Source organism: Falsiroseomonas sp., from assembly GCF_051860665.1.
Classification (GTDB): Bacteria; Pseudomonadota; Alphaproteobacteria; order Acetobacterales; family Acetobacteraceae; genus Falsiroseomonas.
Genome location: NZ_JBHYDM010000006.1, coordinates 153,922 through 174,879 on the forward strand (window position 1 = coordinate 153,922; position 20,958 = coordinate 174,879).

The window sequence follows — 20,958 nt, forward strand, 5'->3', positions numbered from 1 at the left end:
GCCGCCTCCCCCAAAAACCCTTCAGCCGCGGCGCCGGTTCGCATTCTCCGGGATGAAGGGCGACCAGTTCTCGGCCGGGATGGCATTCGGCGTCTTCCAGACGATGTTGAACTGGCCATCGGCCTGCACCTCGCCGATCATCACGGGCTTGGACAGGTGATGGTTGCGGTGCATCTCCGCGACATAGCCGCAGGGGGCATCCACCTTCTGGCCGTACATCGCGGTGCGCACGGCATCGACGCTGGTGGTGCCGGCCTGCGCCACCGCCTGCGCCCACATCTTGAAGCCGGTATAGGTGGCTTCCATCGGGTCGTTGGTCACGCGGCGCGGGTTCTTGATATAGGCCTGCCACATCGCCTTGAACTGCGTATTGGCCGGCGACTGCACGGACATGAAGTAGTTCCAGGCGGCCAGGTGGCCGACCAGCGGCCGCGTGTCGATGCCGGCCAGCTCCTCCTCGCCCACCGAGAAGGCGACGGAGGGAATGTCCTCCGCCTTGATGCCCTGGTTGCCCAGCTCGCGGTAGAAGGGAACGTTGGCGTCGCCGTTGATGGTGGAGACGATTGCCGTCTTCTTCCCCTCGCCAGCGAAACGCTTCACGCGGCTGACGATGCCCTGCCAGTCGCTGTGGCCGAAGGGGGTGTATTCCTCCATGATGTCGCTCTCGGGGATGCCCTTCGAGATCAGGAAGGCGCGCAGGATGCGGTTCGTCGTGCGCGGATAGACATAGTCCGTGCCGAGCAGCGCGATGCGCTTCGCCTCGCCGCCATCCGCGCCCATCAGGTATTCCACCGCCGGGATCGCCTGCTGGTTCGGCGCGGCGCCGGTGTAGAAGATGTTCTTGCTCTCCTCCTCGCCCTCATACTGCACCGGGTAGAACAGCAGGCCGTTCAGCTCCTCGAAGACCGGCAGCACGGATTTGCGGGACACGCTGGTCCAGCAGCCGAAGGTGACATCGACGCGGGACACTGCGAGCAGCTCGCGCGCCTTCTCCGCGAAAAGCGGCCAGTTGGAGGCCGGGTCCACCACGACGGCTTCCAGGCGGCGGCCGAGGATGCCGCCGGCGGCGTTCTGCGCCTCCACCATCATCAGCACCGTATCGCGCAGCGCTGTCTCGCTGATCGCCATGGTGCCGGAGAGGGAGTGCAGCACGCCGACCTTGATCGGCGCGGCCTGCGCGAAGGAAGGGCGGATGGCGGGGGCGGCCAGGGCAGCGCCGAGGCCGGCCAGCGCGGCACGTCGCGTGATGGGCATGCGATGGATCATTTTTCTGAAGCCTCCTCGGGAATGCACGAAGCGGTGGCGCCGAGGCCGCCTGCCGGCCACGTCCCCCTCCGCCTGCTGCATTGCGAGATGCGTGCCAGAGCTTTCGCATACGATCCTTTCGCGGCCGGCCCTCCATTCCGGAAGGGGAACCCTTCCGGTGCTGCCGCCGAATTGGGCTTTCGCTGCCCAATCCGCGCCGTGCCCGCATGCGGAATGGGCAGCTGCGCAACGACTGGCCGAGCGCCACCACACGTGCCATGTCTTCGCGGATGCTCGTCGATCCGGCCGCCGCGCCGCACCACCAGCGCGCCCGCGGGCGCGCCGAACTCAGCCTCGTCGCTGCGCCAGGCGGGGCGCGGATCGCGCATCTCTATCAATCCGCGCCGCTGCGCGTGCTGTTTCCGGATGCCGATCCGGAGGAGCCGAAGCAGGCGGCGCTGGTCAATGTCGCGGGCGGCCTGGCGGGCGGGGACAGCCTCGATTCGGTGCTGACGCTGGGTGCGGGGGCGCAATTCACGGCGACGACGCCGGCTGCCGAGAAAATCTACCGCAGCCTGTCGCCGCGCACGGAAATCGCGACAAGCCTGGATCTCGGCGAAGCTGCCACCTGCGAATGGCTGCCGCAGGAGACGATCCTGTTCGATGGCGCCCGCCTGCGCCGCCGGCTGGACATCACGCTTGCGCCCGGGGCGCGGCTGCTGGCGGCGGAGATGCTGGTGCTGGGCCGCGCCGCGCGGGGCGAGGTCTTCCGCAGCGGCTTCCTGCACGATCGCTGGCAGATCCGGCGGGAGGGGCGGCTGCTCTGGGTGGATGCGCTGCGGCTGCAGCCGGAGGCGCTGGCGCACCGCTTCACCCTGGACGGCGCCGGCGCCATGGCGACGCTGGTTCTGGCCATGCCGGAGGTTGCCTCCCATCGCGACCTGGCGCGTGAACTGGCGCAGGGTGGGGCAGGGCTGGTCGCGCCCGGGCTGCTGGTGGCACGCTGGCTCGGCGCGGCAGGGGTGGTGCGCCAGGGCCTGGGCGCCGCCATCATGGCGCTGCGGGCTCAGGCCTTGGGGCTGCCGCCGCGCCTGCCGCGGCTCTGGCGCACATGAGGTGGCATGGGCCATGCTTGGCCGGGATGAGAGGTGACGCATGAACCTGACGCCGCGTGAAAAGGACAAGCTGCTGGTCGCCATGGCGGCCAACGTCGCGCGACGACGGCTGGAGCGTGGCGTGAAGCTGAACCATCCGGAGGCGGTGGCCCTGATCACCGATTATGTGGTGGAAGGCGCCCGTGACGGCCGCAGCGTGGCGGAGCTGATGCGTGACGGCGCCACCTTGCTCACCCGCGACCAGGTGATGGAGGGAATCGCCGAGATGATCCACGAGATCCAGGTGGAAGCGACCTTCCCCGACGGTACCAAGCTGGTGACCGTGCACGAGCCGATCCGATGATCCCGGGCGAGCTGTTTCCCGCCGCGGGCGAGATCGAACTGAACGTCGGCAGGCCGACCACGGAGATCGAGGTCGCCAATACCGGCGACCGCCCCATCCAGGTCGGCAGCCACTACCATTTTGCGGAGACCAACCCGGCGCTGCGCTTCGACCGCGCGGCCGCGCATGGCCAGCGGCTGGATATTCCCGCCGGCACAGCGGTGCGCTTTGAGCCTGGGCAGGCGCGCAGCGTGCGCCTCGTGCCCTATGCCGGCGATCGCATCGTGCATGGCTTCCGCGGCGAGACGGAGGGGAAGCTCTGATGCCCGCGAAGCTCTCCCGCCGCGCCTATGCCGGCATGTATGGCCCGACCACGGGCGACCGCCTGCGGCTGGCCGATACCGACCTGATCATCGAGGTGGAACGCGACCTCACCACCTATGGCGAGGAAGTCAAATTCGGCGGCGGCAAGGTCATCCGCGACGGCATGGGCCAGTCCCAGGTGACGCGGGAAAACGGCGCTGTCGATACCGTCATCACCAATGCGCTGATCGTCGATCACGCCGGCATCTACAAGGCGGATGTGGGCCTGAAGGACGGGCTGATCCACAGCATCGGCAAGGCCGGCAATCCGGATACGCAGCCGGGCGTCACCATCATCATCGGCCCGGGCACCGAAGTGCTGGCTGGCGAGGGGCGTATCCTGACGGCGGGCGGGATCGACCCGCATATCCATTTCATCTGCCCGCAGCAGATCGAGGAGGCGCTGGTCTCCGGCGTCACCACCATGTTCGGCGGCGGCACCGGCCCTGCGCATGGCACCCTCGCCACCACCTCGACCCCCGGGCCGTGGCATCTCGGGAGAATGCTGCAGGCGGCCGAATCCTTCCCGATGAACCTGGGCTTCCTCGGCAAGGGCAATGCGGCGCTGCCGGCCGCGCTGGAGGAGCAGATCCGCGGTGGCGCCTGCGGGCTGAAACTGCATGAGGATTGGGGCACCACACCCAAGGCGATCGACACCTGCCTGAGGGTGGCCGATGCCTTCGACATCCAGGTCGCCATCCATTCGGACACGTTGAACGAAAGCGGCTTCGTCGAAGATACCATCCGCGCCATCGGTGGCCGCGCCATCCAGGCCTTCCACACGGAAGGCGCCGGTGGCGGCCATGCGCCCGACATCCTGCGGGTGATCGGCGAGCCGAACTTTTTGCCGTCCTCCACCAATCCGACCATGCCCTATACGCGGAACACGGTGGATGAGCATCTCGACATGCTCATGGTGTGTCATCACCTCGACCCGCGCATCCCGGAAGACGTCGCCTTCGCGGAATCGCGCATCCGCAAGGAGACGATCGCGGCCGAGGACATTCTGCACGATCTTGGCGCCATCTCGATGATGTCCTCGGACAGCCAGGCGATGGGTCGTGTGGGCGAGGTCATCATCCGCACCTGGCAGACAGCGCACAAGATGAAGCAGCAGCGCGGCCGTCTGCCCGGTGAGACGGGTGACAACGACAATCTCCGCGTGCGCCGCTACATCGCGAAATACACCATCAATCCCGCCATCGCCCAGGGCATCGCCACGCATGTGGGCAGCATCGAGGTCGGCAAGCTGGCGGATCTTGTGCTGTGGTCGCCCGCCTTCTTCGGCGTGAAGCCGGACTATGTGCTGAAATGCGGCACCATCGCAATGGCGCCGATGGGCGATCCCAATGCCTCCATCCCCACGCCGCAGCCCATCCACTACCGCCCCATGTTCGGCGCCTATGGCCGCGCCAGGACGCTGTCCTCTGTCACCTTCACCAGCCAGGCGGCGCTGGATTCCGGTATCGCGGAACGGCTCGGCCTGCAGCGCCCCCTGCTGGCGGTGACGAATACCCGCAAGATCAGCAAACGCGACATGGTGCTGAACGACGCGCTGCCGCGGATCGAGGTGGATGCCGAGACCTACGAGGTCCGCGCCGATGGCGAGCTGCTGGTCTGCGAACCCGCCACCCTGCTGCCCATGGCGCAGCGCTACTTCCTGTTCTGAGAGAGACCATGCCGCAGCTTCGCGCCATTGCCGTCCACCCCGCCGGAAGCTGGCCGGAGGAGGCGGCCAAGGATACCGTGACGGTCGACTTCGACGACCGCTTCCGCCGCCGCAAGGTCTATCTCACCGATGGCGGCGGCAGCTTCCTGCTGGATCTGGCGGAAGCCACGGTGATGCGGGACGGCGATGGGCTGGAACTGGAATCCGGCGGCTTCATCCGGCTGCGCGCGGCGGCGGAGGATCTGGTCTCCGTCACCGCCGCCACGCCTGCGCTGCTGCTGCGCCTGGCCTGGCATCTCGGCAACCGGCATCTGCCGACCGAGCTGGATGGCGAGCGCATCCTGATCCGCCACGACCATGTCATCATCCGCATGCTCGAAGGTCTTGGCGCCACGCTCCAGAAGGTGCGCGCGCCCTTCAATCCGGAAGGCGGCGCCTATGGCGAGCACAACCGCCTGCCGGGGCATCCGCATGGCCATCACCACCATCACGGCGACGATGACCATCACCACCACGACCACTGACCTGCCCGCCCTGGCGCGACTGCTGGCCTGGCTCTCGCCCGCCTATCCGACCGGCGCCTTCAGCTACAGCCACGGTCTGGAAATGGCGGTGGAGGAGGGCGCGGTGACGGATCGCGCCGGGCTGGTGGCCTATGCGCAAGCCGCGCTGGCGCATGGCGCCGGCGCCGTGGATGGCGCGCTGCTGGCGCTGTCCTGGCGCGCCGCCGCGGCGGAGGATGCGGCGGCGCTGGATGGGCTGACGGAGCTGGCGGCTGCGATGCGCGGCACCGCGGAGCTGGCGCTGGAGGCGACGCAGCCCGGCGGCGCCTTTGCCATCGCCACCAACGCCGCCTGGCCGAATGCGGCCTTTGCCGAATTCACCGCCCGCCATCCCGGTCGGCTGACGCATGCCGTGGTCTTCGGCGCCGCGGCCGCCTTCCACGGCATGCCGCTGCGCGAAAGCTGCTTCGCCTGGCTCACCGCCTTTGCCGCCAACCTGGTCTCGGCCGGCGTGCGCGTGGTGCCGCTCGGCCAGACGGATGGGCAGATCGCCACCGCCGCGCTGCTGCCCGCGCTGACCGCCGCGACGGAGGCCGCGCTGGCGGTGACGGAGGCGGATGACATCGGCGGGGCGGCCCCCATCATCGACCTGTTTTCCCTGCGCCACGAGACGCAATACACGAGGCTCTTCCGCTCATGAGTAACGGTCCCTTCCGCGTCGGCATCGGCGGCCCCGTCGGCTCCGGCAAGACCGCGCTGGTCGACCGGCTGTGCAAGCATATGCGCGACAGCCACGACATCGCCGCCATCACCAACGACATCTACACCAAGGAGGATTCCGAGTTCCTCACCCGCTCCGGCGCCCTGGCGCCGGAGCGCATCATGGGTGTGGAGACCGGCGGCTGCCCGCATACCGCGATCCGGGAGGACGCCTCCATCAACCTCGCCGCCGTCGCCGAGATGTCTGGCCGCTTTCCGGCGCTGGAGGTGCTGTTCATCGAATCCGGGGGCGACAATCTCGCCGCGACCTTCAGCCCGGAACTGGCGGATCTGACGATCTACGTCATCGATGTCTCGGCGGGGGACAAGATTCCGCGCAAGGGTGGGCCGGGCATCACGCGCTCCGACCTGCTTGTCATCAACAAGACGGATCTGGCGCCGCTGGTGGGCGCCGATCTGTCGGTGATGGACCGCGACGCGAAGAAGATGCGCGGCACGCGGCCCTTCATCTTCACCAACCTGAAGGCGAACCAGGGCGTGTCCGAGATCGCCGCCTTTATCCTGAAATCCGGAGGAATTGCCTGATGCGCCGTCTTCTCACCCTCGCCGCGCTCCTCGCCCCGCTGCCCGCCCTGGCGCATGAGGCCGGCGACCATGTGCATGGCTTCGCCGCGGGCTTCCTGCATCCGGTCGGCGGGCTGGACCATGTGCTGGCCATGGTCGCGGTCGGCCTCTGGGCCGGGTTGCTGGGCGGCCGTGCCCTCTGGGCACTGCCGGCAGGCTTTCTGGGCGCCATGACGCTGGGCTTCGGGCTCGGCGCGGCGGGCATCGGCCTGCCGATGGTGGAGGCCGGCATCCTCGCCTCCGTCATCATCCTCGGCGCGCTGGTCGCCGCCTCCGCCCGCGTTTCGCTCGCGCTGGCGGTGCCGCTGGTGGCGGTCTTCGGGCTGCTGCATGGCCATGCCCATGGCACGGAGCTGGAGGGCGCCGGGGCCTTCCCCTATGCGGCCGGCTTCCTGGTCGCGACTGCCGCCCTGCACGGCCTGGGCGTCTTCGGCGCGCTGGCCATCACCAACCGCGTGGTGGTGCGCGCCGCTGGCGGCGCCATGGCGGCGCTGATGCTGGCCGTCGCCGCCTTCTGAGCCCTCAGCCTTCGGCGCGCGTCATATCGCGCGCGCCGGAGGCCCGCGCATCGAATGCCTCCGGCACGTCCTTGCCGGCATCCACGAAGGCCTTGCGTAGCGCCTCCACATTCGGGCTGAAGATCGTCCTGCGGTTCGCCACCGCCCATTCATGCGATCCGCGCAGCGTCTCCAGCGACTGCTGGAAGCGCGGCATCACCCAGCGGGCGAACAGCTCGTAGCTGCGCCAGGTCTGCTCCCGGTTCGCCCAGTCATTGGCGCGAAACAGGAAGCCGCCGAAGCCGCCGTCACTGGCCTCGACCAGCTTCTCGATGCCGCGCGCCACCGTCTCCGGCGATCCGACCAGCGTGGTGCCGGCCTTGACGCCATCGGTCAGCGGGTCCTGGGACCGGCCCGGCGGGCGGCCCAGCGCATCCTCGAAATAGGTCACCGTCTCCAGCCGCTCGCCGACCTTCACATCGGCCATGGCCTGCTCGTCGGTCTCCGCGACATGCACGTTCATCACCAGGCGCCAGTCGCGCCGGCTGATGGTCTTGCCGGCCGCCGCCGCGGCCTCCTCCGCGATCTTCCACTGGCCGGGCAGCGCCGCCGGGCCGCCCGGCATGCCGGCGCCGAGCGACAGGATGCCGACGCCATGCTTGCCCGCGGTGGCGGGGCCGGCAGGGGTGAGCGTGCTGGCAACGGCGATCGGGAAATGCGGGTCGGAATAGGGGCGGAGGTGCAGGCGCGCCTCCCGCATCTCGAACCAGTCCGTCTTGCGCGTGACGGGTCCCTCGCAGGCCAGCAGCGCCATGATGGCCTCCAGCGCCTCGTCCATCCGCCGGCGCTGCGTCGTCGCATCGATGCCGAGCATATAGGCGTCCGAGACCAGCGCGCCCGGCCCGCAGCCCAGCATGGCGCGGCCGCGCGTCATATGGTCCAGCTGCACGAAGCGCTGCGCCACCAGGAAGGGGTGGTGATAGGGCAGGGAGGTGACGCCGGAGCCGAGGCGGATGTGCTTCGTGCGTTCTGCCGCGGCCGCGATGATGAGCTCGGGCGAGGCGATGGTCTCCCATCCCGCGGAATGGTGCTCGCCGATCCAGGCCTCGTCGAAGCCGAGCCGGTCGAGCCATTCGATCATCTCGATGTCGCGGGAGATGGCGAGCGTCGGGTTGTCGCCCAGGCGGTGGAAGGGGGCCAGGAAGATCCCGAACTGCATGCCGCGCTTGGCCATAGGCGCCGTTCCCCGAATGTGTTCGGGGAAGCTTGGGACGGTTCGGCCGTGCTGCCAAGCCGTGTGGCGGATACCCCACCCCCACCAGCCTGCGGCGTCGCGGCAGTGCCGCGACCCCCCACCCGCAAATGCGGGGGAGGGAGCTAGGCGGCCTCGCCGGCGGCCCAGCCGGAGGACCAGGCCCATTGGAAGTTGTAGCCGCCCAGCCAGCCGGTCACGTCCACCGCCTCCCCTACGATGAACAGGCCCGGGACGGACTTGGCCATCAGGGTCTGGGAGGAGAGCGCCTCCGTATCCACGCCGCCCAGCGTCACCTCCGCCTTGGCATAGCCCTCCGTCCCGCTGGGCTTCAGGGTCCAGGCCTTCAGCAGCGCGCCCAGTTTCCGCAGATCGCCATCGCCGATCTCGCCGATGGTGCGCGGCGGCAGGTGTTGCGCGGCCAGGGCGGTGGCGAGGCGGGCGGGCAGCCATTCGCCGAGGATGGTGCGCGCCTCCGCCTTCGGCCGCGCACGCTTGCCGGCCAGCAGCAGGGCGGTCGCGTTGCGCTCCGGCATCAGGTCCAGCGTGATCGCCTGGCCTTCCCGCCAGTAGGAGGAGGCCTGGAGGATGGCGGGGCCGGAGAGGCCGCGATGGGTGAAGAGCATCGCCTCCCGGAACGCCGCCCTGCCGGCCCTGGCAACGCTGTCCAGCGCCAGGCCGGAAAGCGGGCGCATCAGATCCAGCATCGCTTCGCCGAAGGTCAGCGGCACCAGGCCGGGGCGGACTTCCGTCAGCGGCAGTCCGAATTGCCGCGCCAGGTCATGCGCGAAGCCGGTCGCGCCCATCTTCGGGATGGAGAGGCCGCCGGTGGCGACAATCAGGCTCTCGGCCGTGAAGGCGCCGGCGCTGGTGGCGATGCGGAAGGCGGTGTCCTTCGTCACGCCGGTGATGCGGGTGTCGCAGCGCAGCGCCACCTCGGCGGCCTCGCATTCCGCGAGCAGCATGGCGACGATCTGACGGGCCGAGCCGTCGCAGAACAATTGCCCGAGCGTCTTCTCGTGATAGGCGATGCGGTGCTTCTGCACGAGCTGGAGAAAATCGTGCTGCGTGTAGCGGGCCAGCGCCGAGCGGGCGAAGTGCCGGTTCTGCGAGAGGAAGCGATCCGGCACGCAGCCGGTATTGGTGAAATTGCACCGCCCGCCGCCGCTGATGAGGATCTTCTTGCCGGGGGCTTCCGCATGATCCAGCAGCAGCACGCGCCGCCCGCGCTGGCCGGCGCGCATGGCGGCGAAGAGGCCGGCGGCGCCGGCGCCCAGCACCACGACATCGAAATGCGTCATCAGGCGGCGGCCGCCAGCCCGGCCATGTCCCGCCCTACCGCCTCCGCCACGCGGATGCCATCGACGCCGGCGGAGAAGATGCCGCCCGCATAGCCGGCGCCTTCGCCGGCCGGATAGAGGCCCAGCGTGTTCACGCTGCGGAAGCTGGCATCGCGGCGGATGCGGATGGGGGAGGAGGTGCGGGTTTCGACTCCGGTCATCACCGCCTCCGCCATGTCGAAGCCGCGGATCTGCTTGCCGAATTCAGGCAGCGCCTCCCGCATCGCCGCCACGGCGAAGTCGGGCAGGCAGGCGGCGAGGTCGGTCGGCGTCACGCCCGGCCTGTAGCTGGGGATGACGGAACCCAGGCTGGTCGAGGCGCGGCCGGCCAGGAAATCGCCCACAAGCTGCGCCGGGGCGCAGTAGTTGCTGCCGCCGGCCACGAAGGCGCGTTCTTCCCAATGCCGCTGCAGCGCGATACCGGCCAGCGGGTCGCCCGGATAATCCACCTCCGGCGTGATGCCGACGACGATGCCGGCATTGGCGTTGCGCTCGGCCCGCGAATACTGGCTCATCCCATTGGTCACCAGCCGCCCCGGCTCGCTGGCCGCCGCCACCACCGTGCCGCCGGGGCACATGCAGAAGGAATAGACCGAACGGCCGTTCCGGCAGTGATGCACCAGCTTGTAATCCGCCGCGCCGAGGATCGGATTGCCCGCAAAATTGCCGAATCGCGCCCTGTCGATGATCGACTGCGGATGCTCGATCCGCACGCCGATCGAGAATGGCTTGGCCTCGATGAAGACGCCCGCCGCCTGCAATTGAAAAAAGGTGTCGCGCGCGGAGTGGCCGATGGCGAGCACCACGTGCTGGGTCTCGATCGTCTCGCCCGCTTCCGTCACCACGCCGCGCATGCGCCGCTGCCCGTCGCGCCCGGTCTCCACCAGGAAGTCGGTGACCTTGGTGCCGAAACGGTATTCCCCGCCCAGCGCCTCGATCTTCGCGCGCAGGCTTTCCACCATCGTCACCAGCCGAAAAGTGCCGATATGCGGCTTTGCCACATACAGGATCTCTTCCGGCGCCCCCGCCTGCACGAATTCGGTCAAGACCTTCCGGCCCAGATGCTGCGGATCCTTGATGCCGGACCACAGCTTGCCATCCGAAAAAGTGCCGGCGCCGCCTTCGCCGAATTGCACGTTGCTTTCGGGCGTGAGCTGGTTGCGCCGCCACAGCGCCCAGGTGTCCTTGGTGCGTTCCCGCACCACCTTGCCGCGGTCGAGGATGATGGGCCGGAACCCCATCTCCGCCAGGATCAGGGCGGCGAAGATGCCGCAGGGTCCGGTGCCGATGACGACGGGCCGCTGCGGCAGAAGGGCAGGGGCCAGGGCGACGGGCCGATAGCTGGTATCCGGCGTGCGGATGAGCGTGCGGGCCAAAACCTTGTCGCCCGCCGCGCGCCGCAGCAGCGCCGCCTCGTCATCCACGGAAAAATCGACGGAATAGACCACCAGGATGGCCGACCGCTTGCGCGCATCCCAGGCCCGGCGCGCGACGGTGATGTCGCGCACCGCGGAGGGCTTCACCCCCAGCGCCTGGCACAGCGCCCGCTCCACCGCCCCCTCGGGGTGGTCGAGCGGCAGCTTCAATTCGGTCAGCCGCAGCATGGCTTCCTCAGTACACCACCACCGAACGGATGGACTCGCCTCGCTCCATCAGCTCGAAGCCATGGTTGATCTCGTCCAGCGGCATCACATGGGTGATCAGGCTGTCGATGTCGATCTTCCCCTGCATGTACCAGTCGACGATCTTCGGCACATCGGTCCGCCCGCGGGCGCCGCCGAAGGCCGTGCCGCGCCAGGACCGGCCGGTGACCAGCTGGAAGGGCCGGGTGGAGATTTCCTGCCCTGCGCCGGCCACGCCGATGATGATGCTCTCGCCCCAGCCGCGATGGGTGCATTCCAGCGCCTGGCGCATCACCTTCACATTGCCGATGCACTCGAAGGAGAAGTCGGCGCCGCCACCCGTCAGGTCCACGATGGCCTGCACCACCTTGTCGTGGCCCACCTCGTTCGGATTGATGAAGTCGGTCATGCCGAACTTCCGGGCCATCTCCTGCCGCCCATTGTTCAGGTCGATGCCGATGATCCTGTCGGCGCCCACCATCCGCGCGCCCTGGATCACGTTCAGCCCGATGCCACCCAGGCCGAAGACCGCCACATTGGCCCCCGGCCAGACTTTTGCCGTGTTGATGACCGCACCGATGCCGGTGGTCACCCCGCAGCCGATGTAGCAGATCTTCTCGAAGGGCGCGTCTTCGCGGACCTTTGCCAGCGCGATCTCGGGCAAAATCGTAAAATTCGCGAAGGTGCTGCAGCCCATGTAGTGCATCACCGGACCGCCCTCGCAGGAGAAGCGGCTGGTGCCGTCCGGCATCACGCCCTTGCCCTGGGTGCCGCGGATCGCCGTGCAGAGGTTGGACCGCTGGCTGAGGCAGGTTTTGCACTGCCGGCATTCCGGCGTGTAGAGCGGAATCACATGGTCGCCCGGCTTCACGCTGGTGACGCCCGCGCCCACCTCCCGCACGATGCCCGCGCCCTCATGGCCCAGGATGGCGGGGAACAGCCCCTCGGGATCCGCGCCGGAAAGGGTATACAGGTCGGTATGGCACAGGCCGGTGGCCTTCACCTCCACCAGCACTTCCCCGGCCTTCGGGCCGCCGATCTCCACTTCCGTCACCGAAAGGGGCTTGCCGGCCGCCCAGGCCACCGCCGCGCGCGTCTTCATGCCAGTCGCTCCGTCTGCCTTGCCTCCTGCCTATAGCACCCCCGGGCGGCATCGGGAGGGGCGAGGCTTTCGCGTGCGCCCTGCAAAGGGGCCGGCTTGCCTTCGGCGCGTCGCTGCAACCGGAGGCGGCAGGCCGGGCATCTCGCGCGGCGCAAAATCCGAAGGGCGTTCCAGCGGGTGCAGCAGCTGAGACATGCCGCCCAGGTCCTTGTCGCAGCCCGCATTTTCAGGACTTGCGTCGAGCGAAACGAAAGGCGACACCTTGCGCAAGAGCGGGAGATGGTGGCGATGCGACTGGCGATGCTGGCCCTGACCGGATGGATCGCGCTCCTCGCCCAGGCCCTGGTGGCGCCGGCCGCGGCGCAGACCGGCAATCCGGCCCATGACTCCCTGGCGGCCCGCAGCGCGGAGGGGCAGCGCGATGCGATCCGCAGCCTGTTGCGCACCAATGGCGTCGCCTGCGCGGAGGTTTCCAACCTCTATGCCGCCGGCCTCGGTCGCGACCGCACGGCCTATTGGGACCTGCAATGCCGCGACGGCGGACCCTGGCGGCTGGCCCTGCCGGCCGAACGCTGGGGCTCGCCGCGGCTGTTCCCCTGTGGCACCGCGACGGGGCCGGCCGCAGGCGCCTGCTTCCAGCCGCTCGGCACCGGTGTCGCCGCGCGTCCGCAGATGGCAACCCGCCCGGCCGAGATCCCGGCCTCCTGCCGCCAGGCCTGTTCCAGCCAGGCGCGCTCCCTGGTCAATGCCTGCCAGCAGCGCTGCGCGGATGGCAGCACGATCCAGGCCGCCATTCCGGCACCGCACGGGACCGCCAGCGCCACCCGAGGCCGCTTCGGCTTCATCTACACGGCGGAGCCGCCCTCCACCGCCTATGGCTTCACCAGCGGACAGCCGGACCGCCTGGCCGCCAGCATGCAGGCGATCCGCGCCTGCGAGGCGATCGTCGGCCGCAACCAGTGCCGCATCACGCTGGACTTCCCGAATGCCTGCGGCGCCCTGGCCCAGGCCGTGACCGGCGCGCCCGAGCAGCTGCGCCGCACCGCCACCGGCAGCGGCCAGACCCGCGAACAGGCGGAGGCGCAGGCGCTGCAGGTCTGCCGCGTCGCCGAGCGTCCCGGCTCGGGCATCGTCTGCCGCATCGCCGTATCCGGATGCTGAACCCCATGCCGCGCCCCCTGCCTGATCGGAGTCCCGCCATGCGCCGCTGCCTTCTCGGCCTCCTGATGCTCTGCGGCCTGGCAGGGCCGGCGCCGGCCCAGGGGCCCGCCGCCACGCCGGCCGCCACGCCTGCTACCGCACCGGCCACCGGCACGCTGGAGGCGGTGCGCCAGCGCGGCGAGCTGCGCTGCGGCGTCTTCGGCCAGCTGCCCGGCTTCTCCGCGCCCGACCTGGAAGGCGTGATGCGCGGGCTGGATGCCGATTTCTGCCGCGCCGTGGCGGCCGCCGTGCTGGGCGACCGGGACAAGGTGGCCTTCGTCACCGCCAATTCGGTCGAGGCAGGCTTCGGCAACCTCGAAGCCGGTCGCGTGGACCTGCTGTCGAGCAATCTGACGGCCACCGCGATGCGCGATGCCGGCCGCAACATCACCCCCGTGGGCGTGCTGCTCTATGACGGCCAGGCGGTGATGGTGCGGGTCGACTCGCAGATCGCCAACTTCGCCCAGCTGAACGGCAAGCGCATCTGCGTCGCCGCGCCGCAGGTGGACCAGAGTTTCAACATCCTGCGCAATGCCGCGCAGCGCGCGCGGATCACCGTGGTGCCGGTGGTGACGACGCAGAGCGGCACGGCGCTGCTCGACGGCTTCAAGAACGGCAGCTGCGACGCGGTGACCGCCGATGCCGCGGCGCTCGCCACGCTGCGCGCCACCGACCTGCCCGACCCCGCCGGCGCCATGCTGCTGCCGGAGCGGCTGAGCCGCGAGCCCATCGCCCCCTTCGTGCGTGGCGGCGATGAGCGTTGGCGGCAGATTGTCAGCTGGACCCTGCATGCGCTGGTGGCGGCGGAGGAGCTGGAGATCAGCAGCGGCACGCTGGATGCCGCGCTGCAGTCCAGCAATACCGAGGTGCGCTTCCTGATCGGCCTGGATCGCGGCCTGGGCGCCGCGCTTGGGCTGCCGGACAGCTGGGCGGCGGAGGCCATCCGCCAGGTTGGCAATTACGGCGAGATCTTCGACCGCAACCTGGGCGATGGCTCCGCCATCGGTCTGGACCGCGGCCTGTCCGACCTCTGGCGCCGCGGCGGGCTGATGTATCCCTTCCCGTTCCGGTAGAGCATTTTCAAGCCTTGCGCCTTCGCAAGGCGACTCGGAAAACGCGACTGGCAGATGAAGCATTTTCAAGCCTTGCGGCTTCGCAAGGCGACTCGGAAAACGCGACTGGCAGATGAAGCATTTTCAAGCCTTGCGGCTTCGCAAGGCGACTCGGGAAGCGCGACCGGCAGATGAAGCATTTTCAAGCCTTGCGGCTTCGCAAGGCGACTCGGGAAGCGCGACCGGCAGGGAAGGGGCTCAGCCGATCAGCAGGTCGGCAAGCACCAGGCTCGGCGCTCCCACCAGCAGCGCCAGGGCCACCGGCGTGGCCGGGCCGCCGCCATCGATGTCATGCGACAGCAGGCCGGTCGCGCGGTCGTAGACGATGCGCTCCGTGCCCGGCTCCTCCCCCGCATAGGCGAAGCGCACCTTGCCCATCCGCCCTTCCGGCAGGCCGGTGCCGGTCAGCAGGATGCGGTCCTCGCCGCTGGTGAAGTCGAGGATCCGGTCCATCCGGGCGCCGCGCGGCTCCAGTACGAAGAGGTCGCGGCCCGCCCCGCCGGTCAGCGCATCGCTGCCGGCGCCGCCCTCCAGTCGGTCGTCGCCCTCGCCGCCCAGCAGGCGGTCCACGCCGTCCCGGCCGAACAGCCAGTCATCGCCCGCCTGGCCGAGCAGCACATCCCCGGCCTCGCCCCCGGCCAGGCTATCCGCCAGGGTCGAGCCCCAGATCTGCTCGATCTCCCGAAGCACATCGCCCTGGGCCTCCCCGGTGGAGAGCGCGGGCGTCAGCAGGTCCAGCCGCACCTGGGTCGTATAGACCACCCGGTCCAGCCCCGCGCCGCCCACCAGCAGGTCGCCGCCGGCGCCGCCCGTCAGCACATCGTCGCCATCGCCGCCCAGCAGCGTATCGGCGCCCGCATAGCCGAGCATCCGATCCTTGCCGCGCATGCCTTGCAGCAGGTTGTCGGCGGCATTGCCGCGCAGGATATCGGCGCCATCGCCGCCGATGGCGTCCTCGATCAGCGTGCCCGGCGCGATGGTCAGCGTCTCCCCGGCGATGCGGCTGGCGAAGCCGGGGCGCAGGTCGATCAGCAGCGGGCCGGTGACGGCGGCGGCGTTCAGCAGGTCGTTCCCCGCCGCATCCGTCAGCAGATCGCGCCCGTCCTGCCCCGCCAGCCCGGCGAAGGCGTCGGTGTAGACATAGTTGTCATCCGCGCTGTCCGCCGCGCCGAACAGGCTGAGGTCCAGGCTGCGCACGGTCAGCGGCGCGCCGGCCCGCTCGTCCCGGATTTCCACCCGCCAGGTGCCGGCGGCGGATTCGCCGCGGAAGCCGGTGGCACCGAAGGTCCAGGGCTTGTAGACGGCGCTGCCGCCGCTGTTCGGCGCCAGGTCCATCCGCGTGCCGTCCGGCGAGAAGATCCGGATATCGACCTGGGAGGCGATGCCGGAGACGATATCGGCGCGCAGCGAGACCTGCTCCACCCGCATCGCGCCGGTGATCTCGAAGCTGAAGCTGAAGCCGGTTGGATCGTTGTCCGGCACCACCTGGCTGCCGCGCCAATTGGCTGCCAGCGTCATCTCATTGGCGGAAGTCCGCGCCGGCGCCTGCCAGCTTTCCGCCAGCCGCACCGCAGCGCGGGCATCGACCAGGCCGAAGCCGTAGTCGTTGGAGAAGTGCATCCCGCCGCCGTTCCAGTCCCCCGCACCGTTGATGCGCCATGGGGTCTGCTCGGGGGAGGTCAGGGTGCCGCCAATCGGATGGCCGGTGTGGCGGGCGCTGAGTGCCAGGATCTCCTGCACGTCGCGCCAGCCGAGCCCGGGATTGGCTTCCAGCACCAGCGCCACCACGCCAGCCACCAGCGGCCCGCTGGTGGAGGTGCCGCCGAAGCCACCGAACCAGTCGCCCGCGCCGTAGCCGCCCGGGCCCGTGCGGTCGGTGGTCGTGATATCGCCGGCAAAACTGGCCGAGGAGGGCGCGACGACGAGCAGTGCGGCGGAGGGGTTGGAATAGCGCGCCACCACGCCGTCCTGCCCCACCGCCCCCACGGCGATGACGAAGCGGCTGGCGGCGATGCCGGAGAGATAGGCATCCGCCTCGGGGCCGCTGCGGCGGTCGTTGCCGGAACTGACGACGGAGACGGTGCCCAACCCATCCCGCCCTTCCGCGACCGACTGGGCCAGGCCGGCATGCATCGCCGACCAGCCAAGGCTCTCCGGTCCGGCGGTGAAGGGGAAGGACAGCGCCCAGACATGCGCGGCCACGTCGAAGCGGGACAGCGCGTCGAAGACATCGTCCACCCGCCCCTGGCCATACATGCCGGTGTCATTGGCCAGGATCGGCAACTGGGTGATCCGCGAGTCATAGGCGACGCCGACCGAGCCGATGCCGTTGCGCGCCGCGGCGATCAGCCCTGCCGTCGCGGTGGCGTGGTTGGAGCTCGCATCGGGCAGGCGCACCGGGTCGTCCGGCAGTTCCAGGCTGGCGTCGTAATTGGGCGCCAGGTCGGGATGGGTCATCTCGATCGCCGTGTCGATGACCGCCACCTTGACACCGCGTCCGGTATAGTCCGCCCAGGCCGGCACCACGTTGATATCCACGACGTCGCGGTCGCCGCGATACAGGTGCCATTGGTCCGCGAAGAGCGGATCGCTCGGCAGGCCGGTCGTGCCAGGCATGATTTCGTTTCTCCCTGGCACCATGGAAAGACATTTCACCGGCTGGGACAATCCAGCGCCCTTCGGCGGGCTGGACGCGGCGGCCCCGCGCACGGCACAACCGCGTGATGCCCCGCCGGAGCACCAGCCTCGTCCCGCCACCCCCCCGCCCGACACGCGGCGAGGCGATCGCGGCCAGCCTGGCCGAGGATATCGTGGCCGGCCGGCTGAAGCCGGGCACGTCGCTGGACGAGGTCGGCCTGGCCCGGACCTATGGCAGCAGCCGCACGCCGGTGCGGGAGGCGCTGCGCCAATTGGCGCCCACCGGCCTGGTGCAGGTCTCGCCCCGCCGCGGCGCCGTGGTGGCAATTCCGGATGCCACGCAGCTGGCCGAGATGTTCCTGGTGATGGCGGAGCTGGAGGCGATGGCCGCGGCGCTGTGTGCCCTGGCGATGACGCCGGCGCAGCGCCGGGAACTGGAGCGCCAGCACCTGGCCATGGCGGCCATGGTGCGGGCCGGGGATGTCGCGGCCTATCGCGCCGCCAACGTCGCCTTCCACCACCTGCTCTATCTCGGCGCGCAGAACCGCTATCTGGGCGAATTGGCCACGGCCACCCGGCGCCGCCTGGCCCCCTTCCGCGCCGCGCAGCTGGAGGCGCCGGACCGGCTGAGGCGCTCCCATGCGGAGCATGGAGAGATCCTCACGGCGATCCAGCGCGGCGATGCGGCGGGTGCGGCGTCCGGAATCCGCGCGCATATCGGGCTGACGGAGCGGACCTGGGCGGCGATGGCGGAGGCCCTTCGCCGACCGGCGGCTGCCTGATTTTTGAACAGAATGGCCAGCCAAAGGCGGTCATGCATACAAGACGGGGTGGCGAGGCCCTTAACATGTTGATCTGACATGGCACGGTTTGCGGCACGACGATTGCTTGTTCCCGGGCGATGTCGCACGCCACCCCGCCATGACCGCGCCGAGCCTGCCCCAGGGCATCGCCGCGCTGCACGCCGCCTATGCGGCCGGTCTCACCCCTGCCGAGATGCTGGCCGGCCTCGCCGCGCGGCATGCCGCACTGGACGACCCGGGCATCTTCCTGCACCGCCCGTCCGGGCAGGCCCTGGCCGCGGCGGCCGCGGCGCTGCCGGCCTTCGACCCCCTCCGCTTCCCCCTCTGGGGCGTGCCGGTGGCGGTGAAGGACAATATCGATGTGGCGGGCATGCCGACCACGGCCGCCTGCCCCGATTTCTCCTGCCTGCCGGCGGAGAGCGCGCCGGCGGTGGCGCGGCTGGTGGCCGCGGGGGCGCTGGTGGTCGGCAAGACCAATCTCGACCAGTTCGCCACCGGCCTGGTCGGCGTGCGCACGCCCTATCCTATCCCGCGCAATGCCTGCGCGCCGGACCGCGTGCCCGGCGGCTCCTCCTCCGGCTCCGCCGTCGCGGTGGCGCAGGGGTTGGCCCTGCTGGCGCTGGGCACGGACACGGCCGGATCGGGCCGCGTGCCGGCGGCGCTGAACGGGCTGGTGGGGCTGAAGCCTTCCGTAGGCGCCATCTCCTCCCGCGGCGTGGTGCCGGCCTGCCCAAGCCTGGATTGCATTTCCGTCTTCGCCCATGGCGTCGCGGATGCCTGGGTGGCCTATGGCGTGATGGCCGGCGCCGATGCGGACGATCCCTGGTCCCGCCCCATCACCCTCGGCACGCCCGGTGCGCCGCTGACCCGGCTCGGCATTCCCCGTGCTGCCGACCTGCATCTGGATGGCGCGGAACAGCACGCCGCCTGGGAGGCGAGCCTCGCCCGCATCGCGCCGCACGCCGGGATCGAGGAGATCGACCTCACCCCCTTCCTGGAAACGGCGCGGCTGCTCTACGAGGGGGCCTTCGTGGCGGAACGCGACGCCGCCTTCGGCCATCTGGTGCCGCGCGAGGCGATGCACCCAGTCACCCAGCGCATCCTGGCCGGCGCCGCCCGCTTCACCGCGACGGATGCCTTTGCCGGCCTGCACCGGCTGGCGGCCCTGCGCCTGGCCACCCGGCCCGCCTGGTCACGCATGCAGGCGCTGCTGGTGCCGACCGCGCCCAATTTCCCGACCCTGGCGGAGCTTGAGGCGGACCCGATCGGCCCCAATGCCCGCCTCGGCACCTATACGAACTTCGTCAATCTGCTGGACCTGGCGGCGCTCGCTGTGCCCGCGCGTCGGCGACCGGACGGGCTGCCCTTCGGTGTCACGCTGATCGGCCCGCGCGCCAGCGATGCGGCGCTGGCCGCCACCGGCGCCAGGCTGATGCAGGTGATGGCATGATCGAGATCTGCGTTGTGGGCGCGCATCTCTCCGGCATGGCGCTGAACGGGGAATTGCTGCGGGAGGGCGCGGAACTGCGTCGCGCGGTGCAGACGGAGCCCTGCTACCGCCTGTTCGCCCTGGCCGGCGGCCCGCCGCGCCGCCCCGGCCTTCTTCGAGTCGCCGCGGCCAGTGGCGTCGCCATTGCCACGGAGGTCTGGGCGCTGCCGGAGGCCGGCTTCGGGCGCTTCGTCGCCAGCATCCCCGCGCCGCTCTGCATCGGCACGCTGCGCCTGGCCGATGGCAGCACCCCGAAGGGATTCCTCGTGGAGCCCGAGGGGCTGCATGGGGCCGAGGACATTTCTCGATTTGGCGGCTGGCGGGCCTTCATGGCCAGCCTCGCCACCACCTGAAACAGGGAGACCAGAAGATGATCCGCCGTCGCCACCTGCTCGCCGCCTCCGCCGCCGCAATCGCCGTCCCCTTGGCCGCGCCCCACATCGCCAATGCGCAGGCCGCGCGCACGGTGAAGATGGGCTCGCTGCGCCTGATCCATTCCATGACGCCGCATTTCTACCAGCGCTTCGCCCCCGCCGGCCTGACCATCGAGATCATCACCTTCGACAGCCCGACCGATGGCAAGAACGCTGTCGTTACCGGCTCCGTCGCCTGCGGTGGCTTCGGCATCGCCGCCGCCACGCTGGGCGCCGCGGCGGGCGAACCCGTCGTCGTGGTCGGCGCCTTCTGCAACAAGGGCATGGGCGTCATCAGCAAGGCGGGCAGCGATATCCGCGCCATCACCGACCTGCGCGGCAAGCGCGTGGGCATCTGGCCCGGCTCGACGCAGGAGGTGTTCATCCTGGAGCGCCTGCGTGAGTCCGGCATGTCCGTGCGCGACATCACGCCGGTCCGCGTGCCCTTCGGCGAGATGCACGCCATGCTCTCCCGCGGCGATATCGATGCCTATGTGGGGGCGGAGCCTGGGCCGGGCCTGTCCATCTCCTCCGGCGTCGGGCAGCTGGTGGAATACCCCTATGGCACCGCCATGGGCGGGCTGAACATGATCTTCGGCACCAGCGAGGACCTCATCAAGAACGACCCTGCGCTGGTCCGCACCATGCTGAACATCCACCGCCAGGCGAGCGACTACATGAAGGCCAACCCGGCCGAGGTGGCGGAGGCCACGGTGCGCGTGCTCGGCGCGCCGCGCGCGGCGGTGGAACAGGCGCTCGGCGCCGGCAATGTCGAGTATATCTGGAAGCTGGACGATACCGTGCTGCGCCAGTCCCGCACCTATGCCGAGCAGATGCTGCAGCTGCGCCAGATCCGCCGCCTGCCGAATTTCGACACCTTCCTGAATCCCTCCTTCTCCAACGCCATCGCCACGGCCTGAAGGCGGCACC

20 protein-coding genes are annotated in these 20,958 nt (G+C 69.9%); 14 read left to right on the forward strand and 6 right to left on the reverse strand.

Annotation, left to right across the window (positions count from 1 at the left end):
* Positions 1-21: 21 nt before the first annotated feature.
* Positions 22-1,266, reverse strand: a complete 1,245-nt coding sequence (gene urtA / locus ACTIF1_RS08905; protein WP_439596040.1) for an urea ABC transporter substrate-binding protein — start codon at positions 1,264-1,266, stop codon at positions 22-24.
* Between the two features lie 257 nt (positions 1,267-1,523).
* On the opposite strand from urtA, the gene ACTIF1_RS08910 reads away from it, so the two are divergent.
* From ACTIF1_RS08910 to ACTIF1_RS08945, 8 genes are read left to right on the forward strand one after another with little or no spacing between them, the layout of a single operon-like run.
* Positions 1,524-2,360: an urease accessory protein UreD gene (locus ACTIF1_RS08910; RefSeq protein WP_439596041.1), complete on the forward strand. Its 837-nt coding sequence runs from the start codon at positions 1,524-1,526 to the stop codon at positions 2,358-2,360.
* Between the two features lie 40 nt (positions 2,361-2,400).
* On the forward strand, positions 2,401-2,703 hold the full coding sequence (locus ACTIF1_RS08915; protein ID WP_439596042.1) for an urease subunit gamma: 303 nt from the start codon (positions 2,401-2,403) through the stop codon (positions 2,701-2,703).
* Entirely contained in the window at positions 2,700-3,005 is a 306-nt protein-coding gene (locus ACTIF1_RS08920; protein ID WP_439596043.1) for an urease subunit beta, read from the forward strand. The genes ACTIF1_RS08915 and ACTIF1_RS08920 overlap by 4 nt, the downstream gene beginning before the upstream one ends.
* Positions 3,005-4,714, forward strand: coding sequence for an urease subunit alpha (gene ureC, locus ACTIF1_RS08925; RefSeq protein WP_439596044.1), 1,710 nt, complete (start codon positions 3,005-3,007; stop codon positions 4,712-4,714). The genes ACTIF1_RS08920 and ureC overlap by 1 nt, the downstream gene beginning before the upstream one ends.
* A gap of 8 nt (positions 4,715-4,722) precedes the next feature.
* Complete coding sequence (locus ACTIF1_RS08930) at positions 4,723-5,238, forward strand: urease accessory protein UreE (RefSeq protein ID WP_439596045.1); 516 nt, start codon at positions 4,723-4,725, stop codon at positions 5,236-5,238.
* The gene (locus ACTIF1_RS08935; RefSeq protein ID WP_439596046.1) at positions 5,186-5,917 is read left to right on the forward strand and encodes an urease accessory protein UreF; all 732 of its coding nucleotides are present in this window, start codon (positions 5,186-5,188) and stop codon (positions 5,915-5,917) included. Before ACTIF1_RS08930 ends, ACTIF1_RS08935 begins: the two co-directional genes overlap by 53 nt.
* Entirely contained in the window at positions 5,914-6,522 is a 609-nt protein-coding gene (gene ureG / locus ACTIF1_RS08940) for an urease accessory protein UreG (protein WP_439596047.1), read from the forward strand. The genes ACTIF1_RS08935 and ureG overlap by 4 nt, the downstream gene beginning before the upstream one ends.
* Positions 6,522-7,079 carry a HupE/UreJ family protein gene (locus ACTIF1_RS08945; protein ID WP_439596048.1) on the forward strand — a complete coding sequence of 186 codons (558 nt, stop codon included), beginning with the start codon at positions 6,522-6,524 and terminating at the stop codon, positions 7,077-7,079. The genes ureG and ACTIF1_RS08945 overlap by 1 nt, the downstream gene beginning before the upstream one ends.
* 4 nt (positions 7,080-7,083) lie before the next feature.
* On the opposite strand, the gene ACTIF1_RS08950 is transcribed toward ACTIF1_RS08945, so the two are convergent.
* The 4 genes from ACTIF1_RS08950 to ACTIF1_RS08965 all read right to left on the reverse strand — a co-directional run bounded on the left by ACTIF1_RS08950 (position 7,084) and on the right by ACTIF1_RS08965 (position 12,374).
* Positions 7,084-8,292, reverse strand: coding sequence for an LLM class flavin-dependent oxidoreductase (locus tag ACTIF1_RS08950; protein WP_439596049.1), 1,209 nt, complete (start codon positions 8,290-8,292; stop codon positions 7,084-7,086).
* A gap of 143 nt (positions 8,293-8,435) precedes the next feature.
* A complete protein-coding gene (locus ACTIF1_RS08955; protein ID WP_439596050.1) occupies positions 8,436-9,611 on the reverse strand; it encodes an NAD(P)/FAD-dependent oxidoreductase in 1,176 nt (391 codons plus the stop codon).
* On the reverse strand, positions 9,611-11,254 hold the full coding sequence (locus ACTIF1_RS08960) for an NAD(P)/FAD-dependent oxidoreductase (protein ID WP_439596051.1): 1,644 nt from the start codon (positions 11,252-11,254) through the stop codon (positions 9,611-9,613). Before ACTIF1_RS08960 ends, ACTIF1_RS08955 begins: the two co-directional genes overlap by 1 nt.
* A 7-nt stretch (positions 11,255-11,261) precedes the next feature.
* A complete protein-coding gene (locus tag ACTIF1_RS08965; protein WP_439596052.1) occupies positions 11,262-12,374 on the reverse strand; it encodes an S-(hydroxymethyl)glutathione dehydrogenase/class III alcohol dehydrogenase in 1,113 nt (370 codons plus the stop codon).
* 279 nt (positions 12,375-12,653) lie between these two features.
* On the opposite strand from ACTIF1_RS08965, the gene ACTIF1_RS08970 reads away from it, so the two are divergent.
* Positions 12,654-13,535 (forward strand): DUF4189 domain-containing protein, encoded by an 882-nt coding sequence (locus ACTIF1_RS08970; protein WP_439596053.1) that lies wholly within the window; start codon positions 12,654-12,656, stop codon positions 13,533-13,535.
* Positions 13,536-13,573: 38 nt separating this feature from the next.
* Positions 13,574-14,647, forward strand: coding sequence for a transporter substrate-binding domain-containing protein (locus tag ACTIF1_RS08975; RefSeq protein WP_439596054.1), 1,074 nt, complete (start codon positions 13,574-13,576; stop codon positions 14,645-14,647).
* A gap of 237 nt (positions 14,648-14,884) precedes the next feature.
* Here the strand turns inward: ACTIF1_RS08975 and ACTIF1_RS08980 are convergent, their stop codons facing one another.
* On the reverse strand, positions 14,885-17,302 hold the full coding sequence (locus ACTIF1_RS08980; RefSeq protein WP_439596055.1) for a S8 family serine peptidase: 2,418 nt from the start codon (positions 17,300-17,302) through the stop codon (positions 14,885-14,887).
* 107 nt (positions 17,303-17,409) lie between these two features.
* Here ACTIF1_RS08980 and ACTIF1_RS08985 point away from each other — a divergent pair, with 107 nt between their 5' ends.
* The 4 genes from ACTIF1_RS08985 to ACTIF1_RS09000 all read left to right on the forward strand — a co-directional run bounded on the left by ACTIF1_RS08985 (position 17,410) and on the right by ACTIF1_RS09000 (position 20,948).
* On the forward strand, positions 17,410-18,105 hold the full coding sequence (locus ACTIF1_RS08985) for a GntR family transcriptional regulator (protein WP_439596056.1): 696 nt from the start codon (positions 17,410-17,412) through the stop codon (positions 18,103-18,105).
* Between the two features lie 139 nt (positions 18,106-18,244).
* A complete protein-coding gene (gene atzF / locus ACTIF1_RS08990; RefSeq protein ID WP_439596057.1) occupies positions 18,245-19,576 on the forward strand; it encodes an allophanate hydrolase in 1,332 nt (443 codons plus the stop codon).
* Positions 19,573-19,968, forward strand: coding sequence for an allophanate hydrolase-related protein (locus ACTIF1_RS08995; protein ID WP_439596058.1), 396 nt, complete (start codon positions 19,573-19,575; stop codon positions 19,966-19,968). The genes atzF and ACTIF1_RS08995 overlap by 4 nt, the downstream gene beginning before the upstream one ends.
* A gap of 17 nt (positions 19,969-19,985) precedes the next feature.
* Positions 19,986-20,948: an ABC transporter substrate-binding protein gene (locus ACTIF1_RS09000; RefSeq protein WP_439596059.1), complete on the forward strand. Its 963-nt coding sequence runs from the start codon at positions 19,986-19,988 to the stop codon at positions 20,946-20,948.
* Positions 20,949-20,958 lie beyond the last annotated feature (10 nt).

Excerpts from the sequence above, each read along its gene's own strand:
- ACTIF1_RS08935 (WP_439596046.1), top strand. The coding sequence starts at position 5,186 with ATGGCCATCACCACCATCACGGCGACGATGACCATCACCACCACGACC.
- ACTIF1_RS08995 (WP_439596058.1), top strand. The coding sequence starts at position 19,573 with ATGATCGAGATCTGCGTTGTGGGCGCGCATCTCTCCGGCATGGCGCTG.
- atzF (WP_439596057.1), top strand. The coding sequence starts at position 18,245 with ATGACCGCGCCGAGCCTGCCCCAGGGCATCGCCGCGCTGCACGCCGCC.
- ACTIF1_RS08965 (WP_439596052.1), bottom strand. The coding sequence starts at position 12,374 with ATGAAGACGCGCGCGGCGGTGGCCTGGGCGGCCGGCAAGCCCCTTTCG.
- ACTIF1_RS08985 (WP_439596056.1), top strand. The coding sequence starts at position 17,410 with ATGCCCCGCCGGAGCACCAGCCTCGTCCCGCCACCCCCCCGCCCGACA.
- ACTIF1_RS08920 (WP_439596043.1), top strand. The coding sequence starts at position 2,700 with ATGATCCCGGGCGAGCTGTTTCCCGCCGCGGGCGAGATCGAACTGAAC.
- ACTIF1_RS08970 (WP_439596053.1), top strand. The coding sequence starts at position 12,654 with ATGGTGGCGATGCGACTGGCGATGCTGGCCCTGACCGGATGGATCGCG.
- ACTIF1_RS08955 (WP_439596050.1), bottom strand. The coding sequence starts at position 9,611 with ATGACGCATTTCGATGTCGTGGTGCTGGGCGCCGGCGCCGCCGGCCTC.
- ACTIF1_RS09000 (WP_439596059.1), top strand. The coding sequence starts at position 19,986 with ATGATCCGCCGTCGCCACCTGCTCGCCGCCTCCGCCGCCGCAATCGCC.
- ACTIF1_RS08915 (WP_439596042.1), top strand. The coding sequence starts at position 2,401 with ATGAACCTGACGCCGCGTGAAAAGGACAAGCTGCTGGTCGCCATGGCG.
- ACTIF1_RS08980 (WP_439596055.1), bottom strand. The coding sequence starts at position 17,302 with ATGCCTGGCACGACCGGCCTGCCGAGCGATCCGCTCTTCGCGGACCAA.
- ACTIF1_RS08945 (WP_439596048.1), top strand. The coding sequence starts at position 6,522 with ATGCGCCGTCTTCTCACCCTCGCCGCGCTCCTCGCCCCGCTGCCCGCC.
- ACTIF1_RS08950 (WP_439596049.1), bottom strand. The coding sequence starts at position 8,292 with ATGGCCAAGCGCGGCATGCAGTTCGGGATCTTCCTGGCCCCCTTCCAC.
- ACTIF1_RS08975 (WP_439596054.1), top strand. The coding sequence starts at position 13,574 with ATGCGCCGCTGCCTTCTCGGCCTCCTGATGCTCTGCGGCCTGGCAGGG.
- urtA (WP_439596040.1), bottom strand. The coding sequence starts at position 1,266 with ATGATCCATCGCATGCCCATCACGCGACGTGCCGCGCTGGCCGGCCTC.
- ureG (WP_439596047.1), top strand. The coding sequence starts at position 5,914 with ATGAGTAACGGTCCCTTCCGCGTCGGCATCGGCGGCCCCGTCGGCTCC.
- ACTIF1_RS08930 (WP_439596045.1), top strand. The coding sequence starts at position 4,723 with ATGCCGCAGCTTCGCGCCATTGCCGTCCACCCCGCCGGAAGCTGGCCG.
- ACTIF1_RS08910 (WP_439596041.1), top strand. The coding sequence starts at position 1,524 with ATGTCTTCGCGGATGCTCGTCGATCCGGCCGCCGCGCCGCACCACCAG.
- ureC (WP_439596044.1), top strand. The coding sequence starts at position 3,005 with ATGCCCGCGAAGCTCTCCCGCCGCGCCTATGCCGGCATGTATGGCCCG.
- ACTIF1_RS08960 (WP_439596051.1), bottom strand. The coding sequence starts at position 11,254 with ATGCTGCGGCTGACCGAATTGAAGCTGCCGCTCGACCACCCCGAGGGG.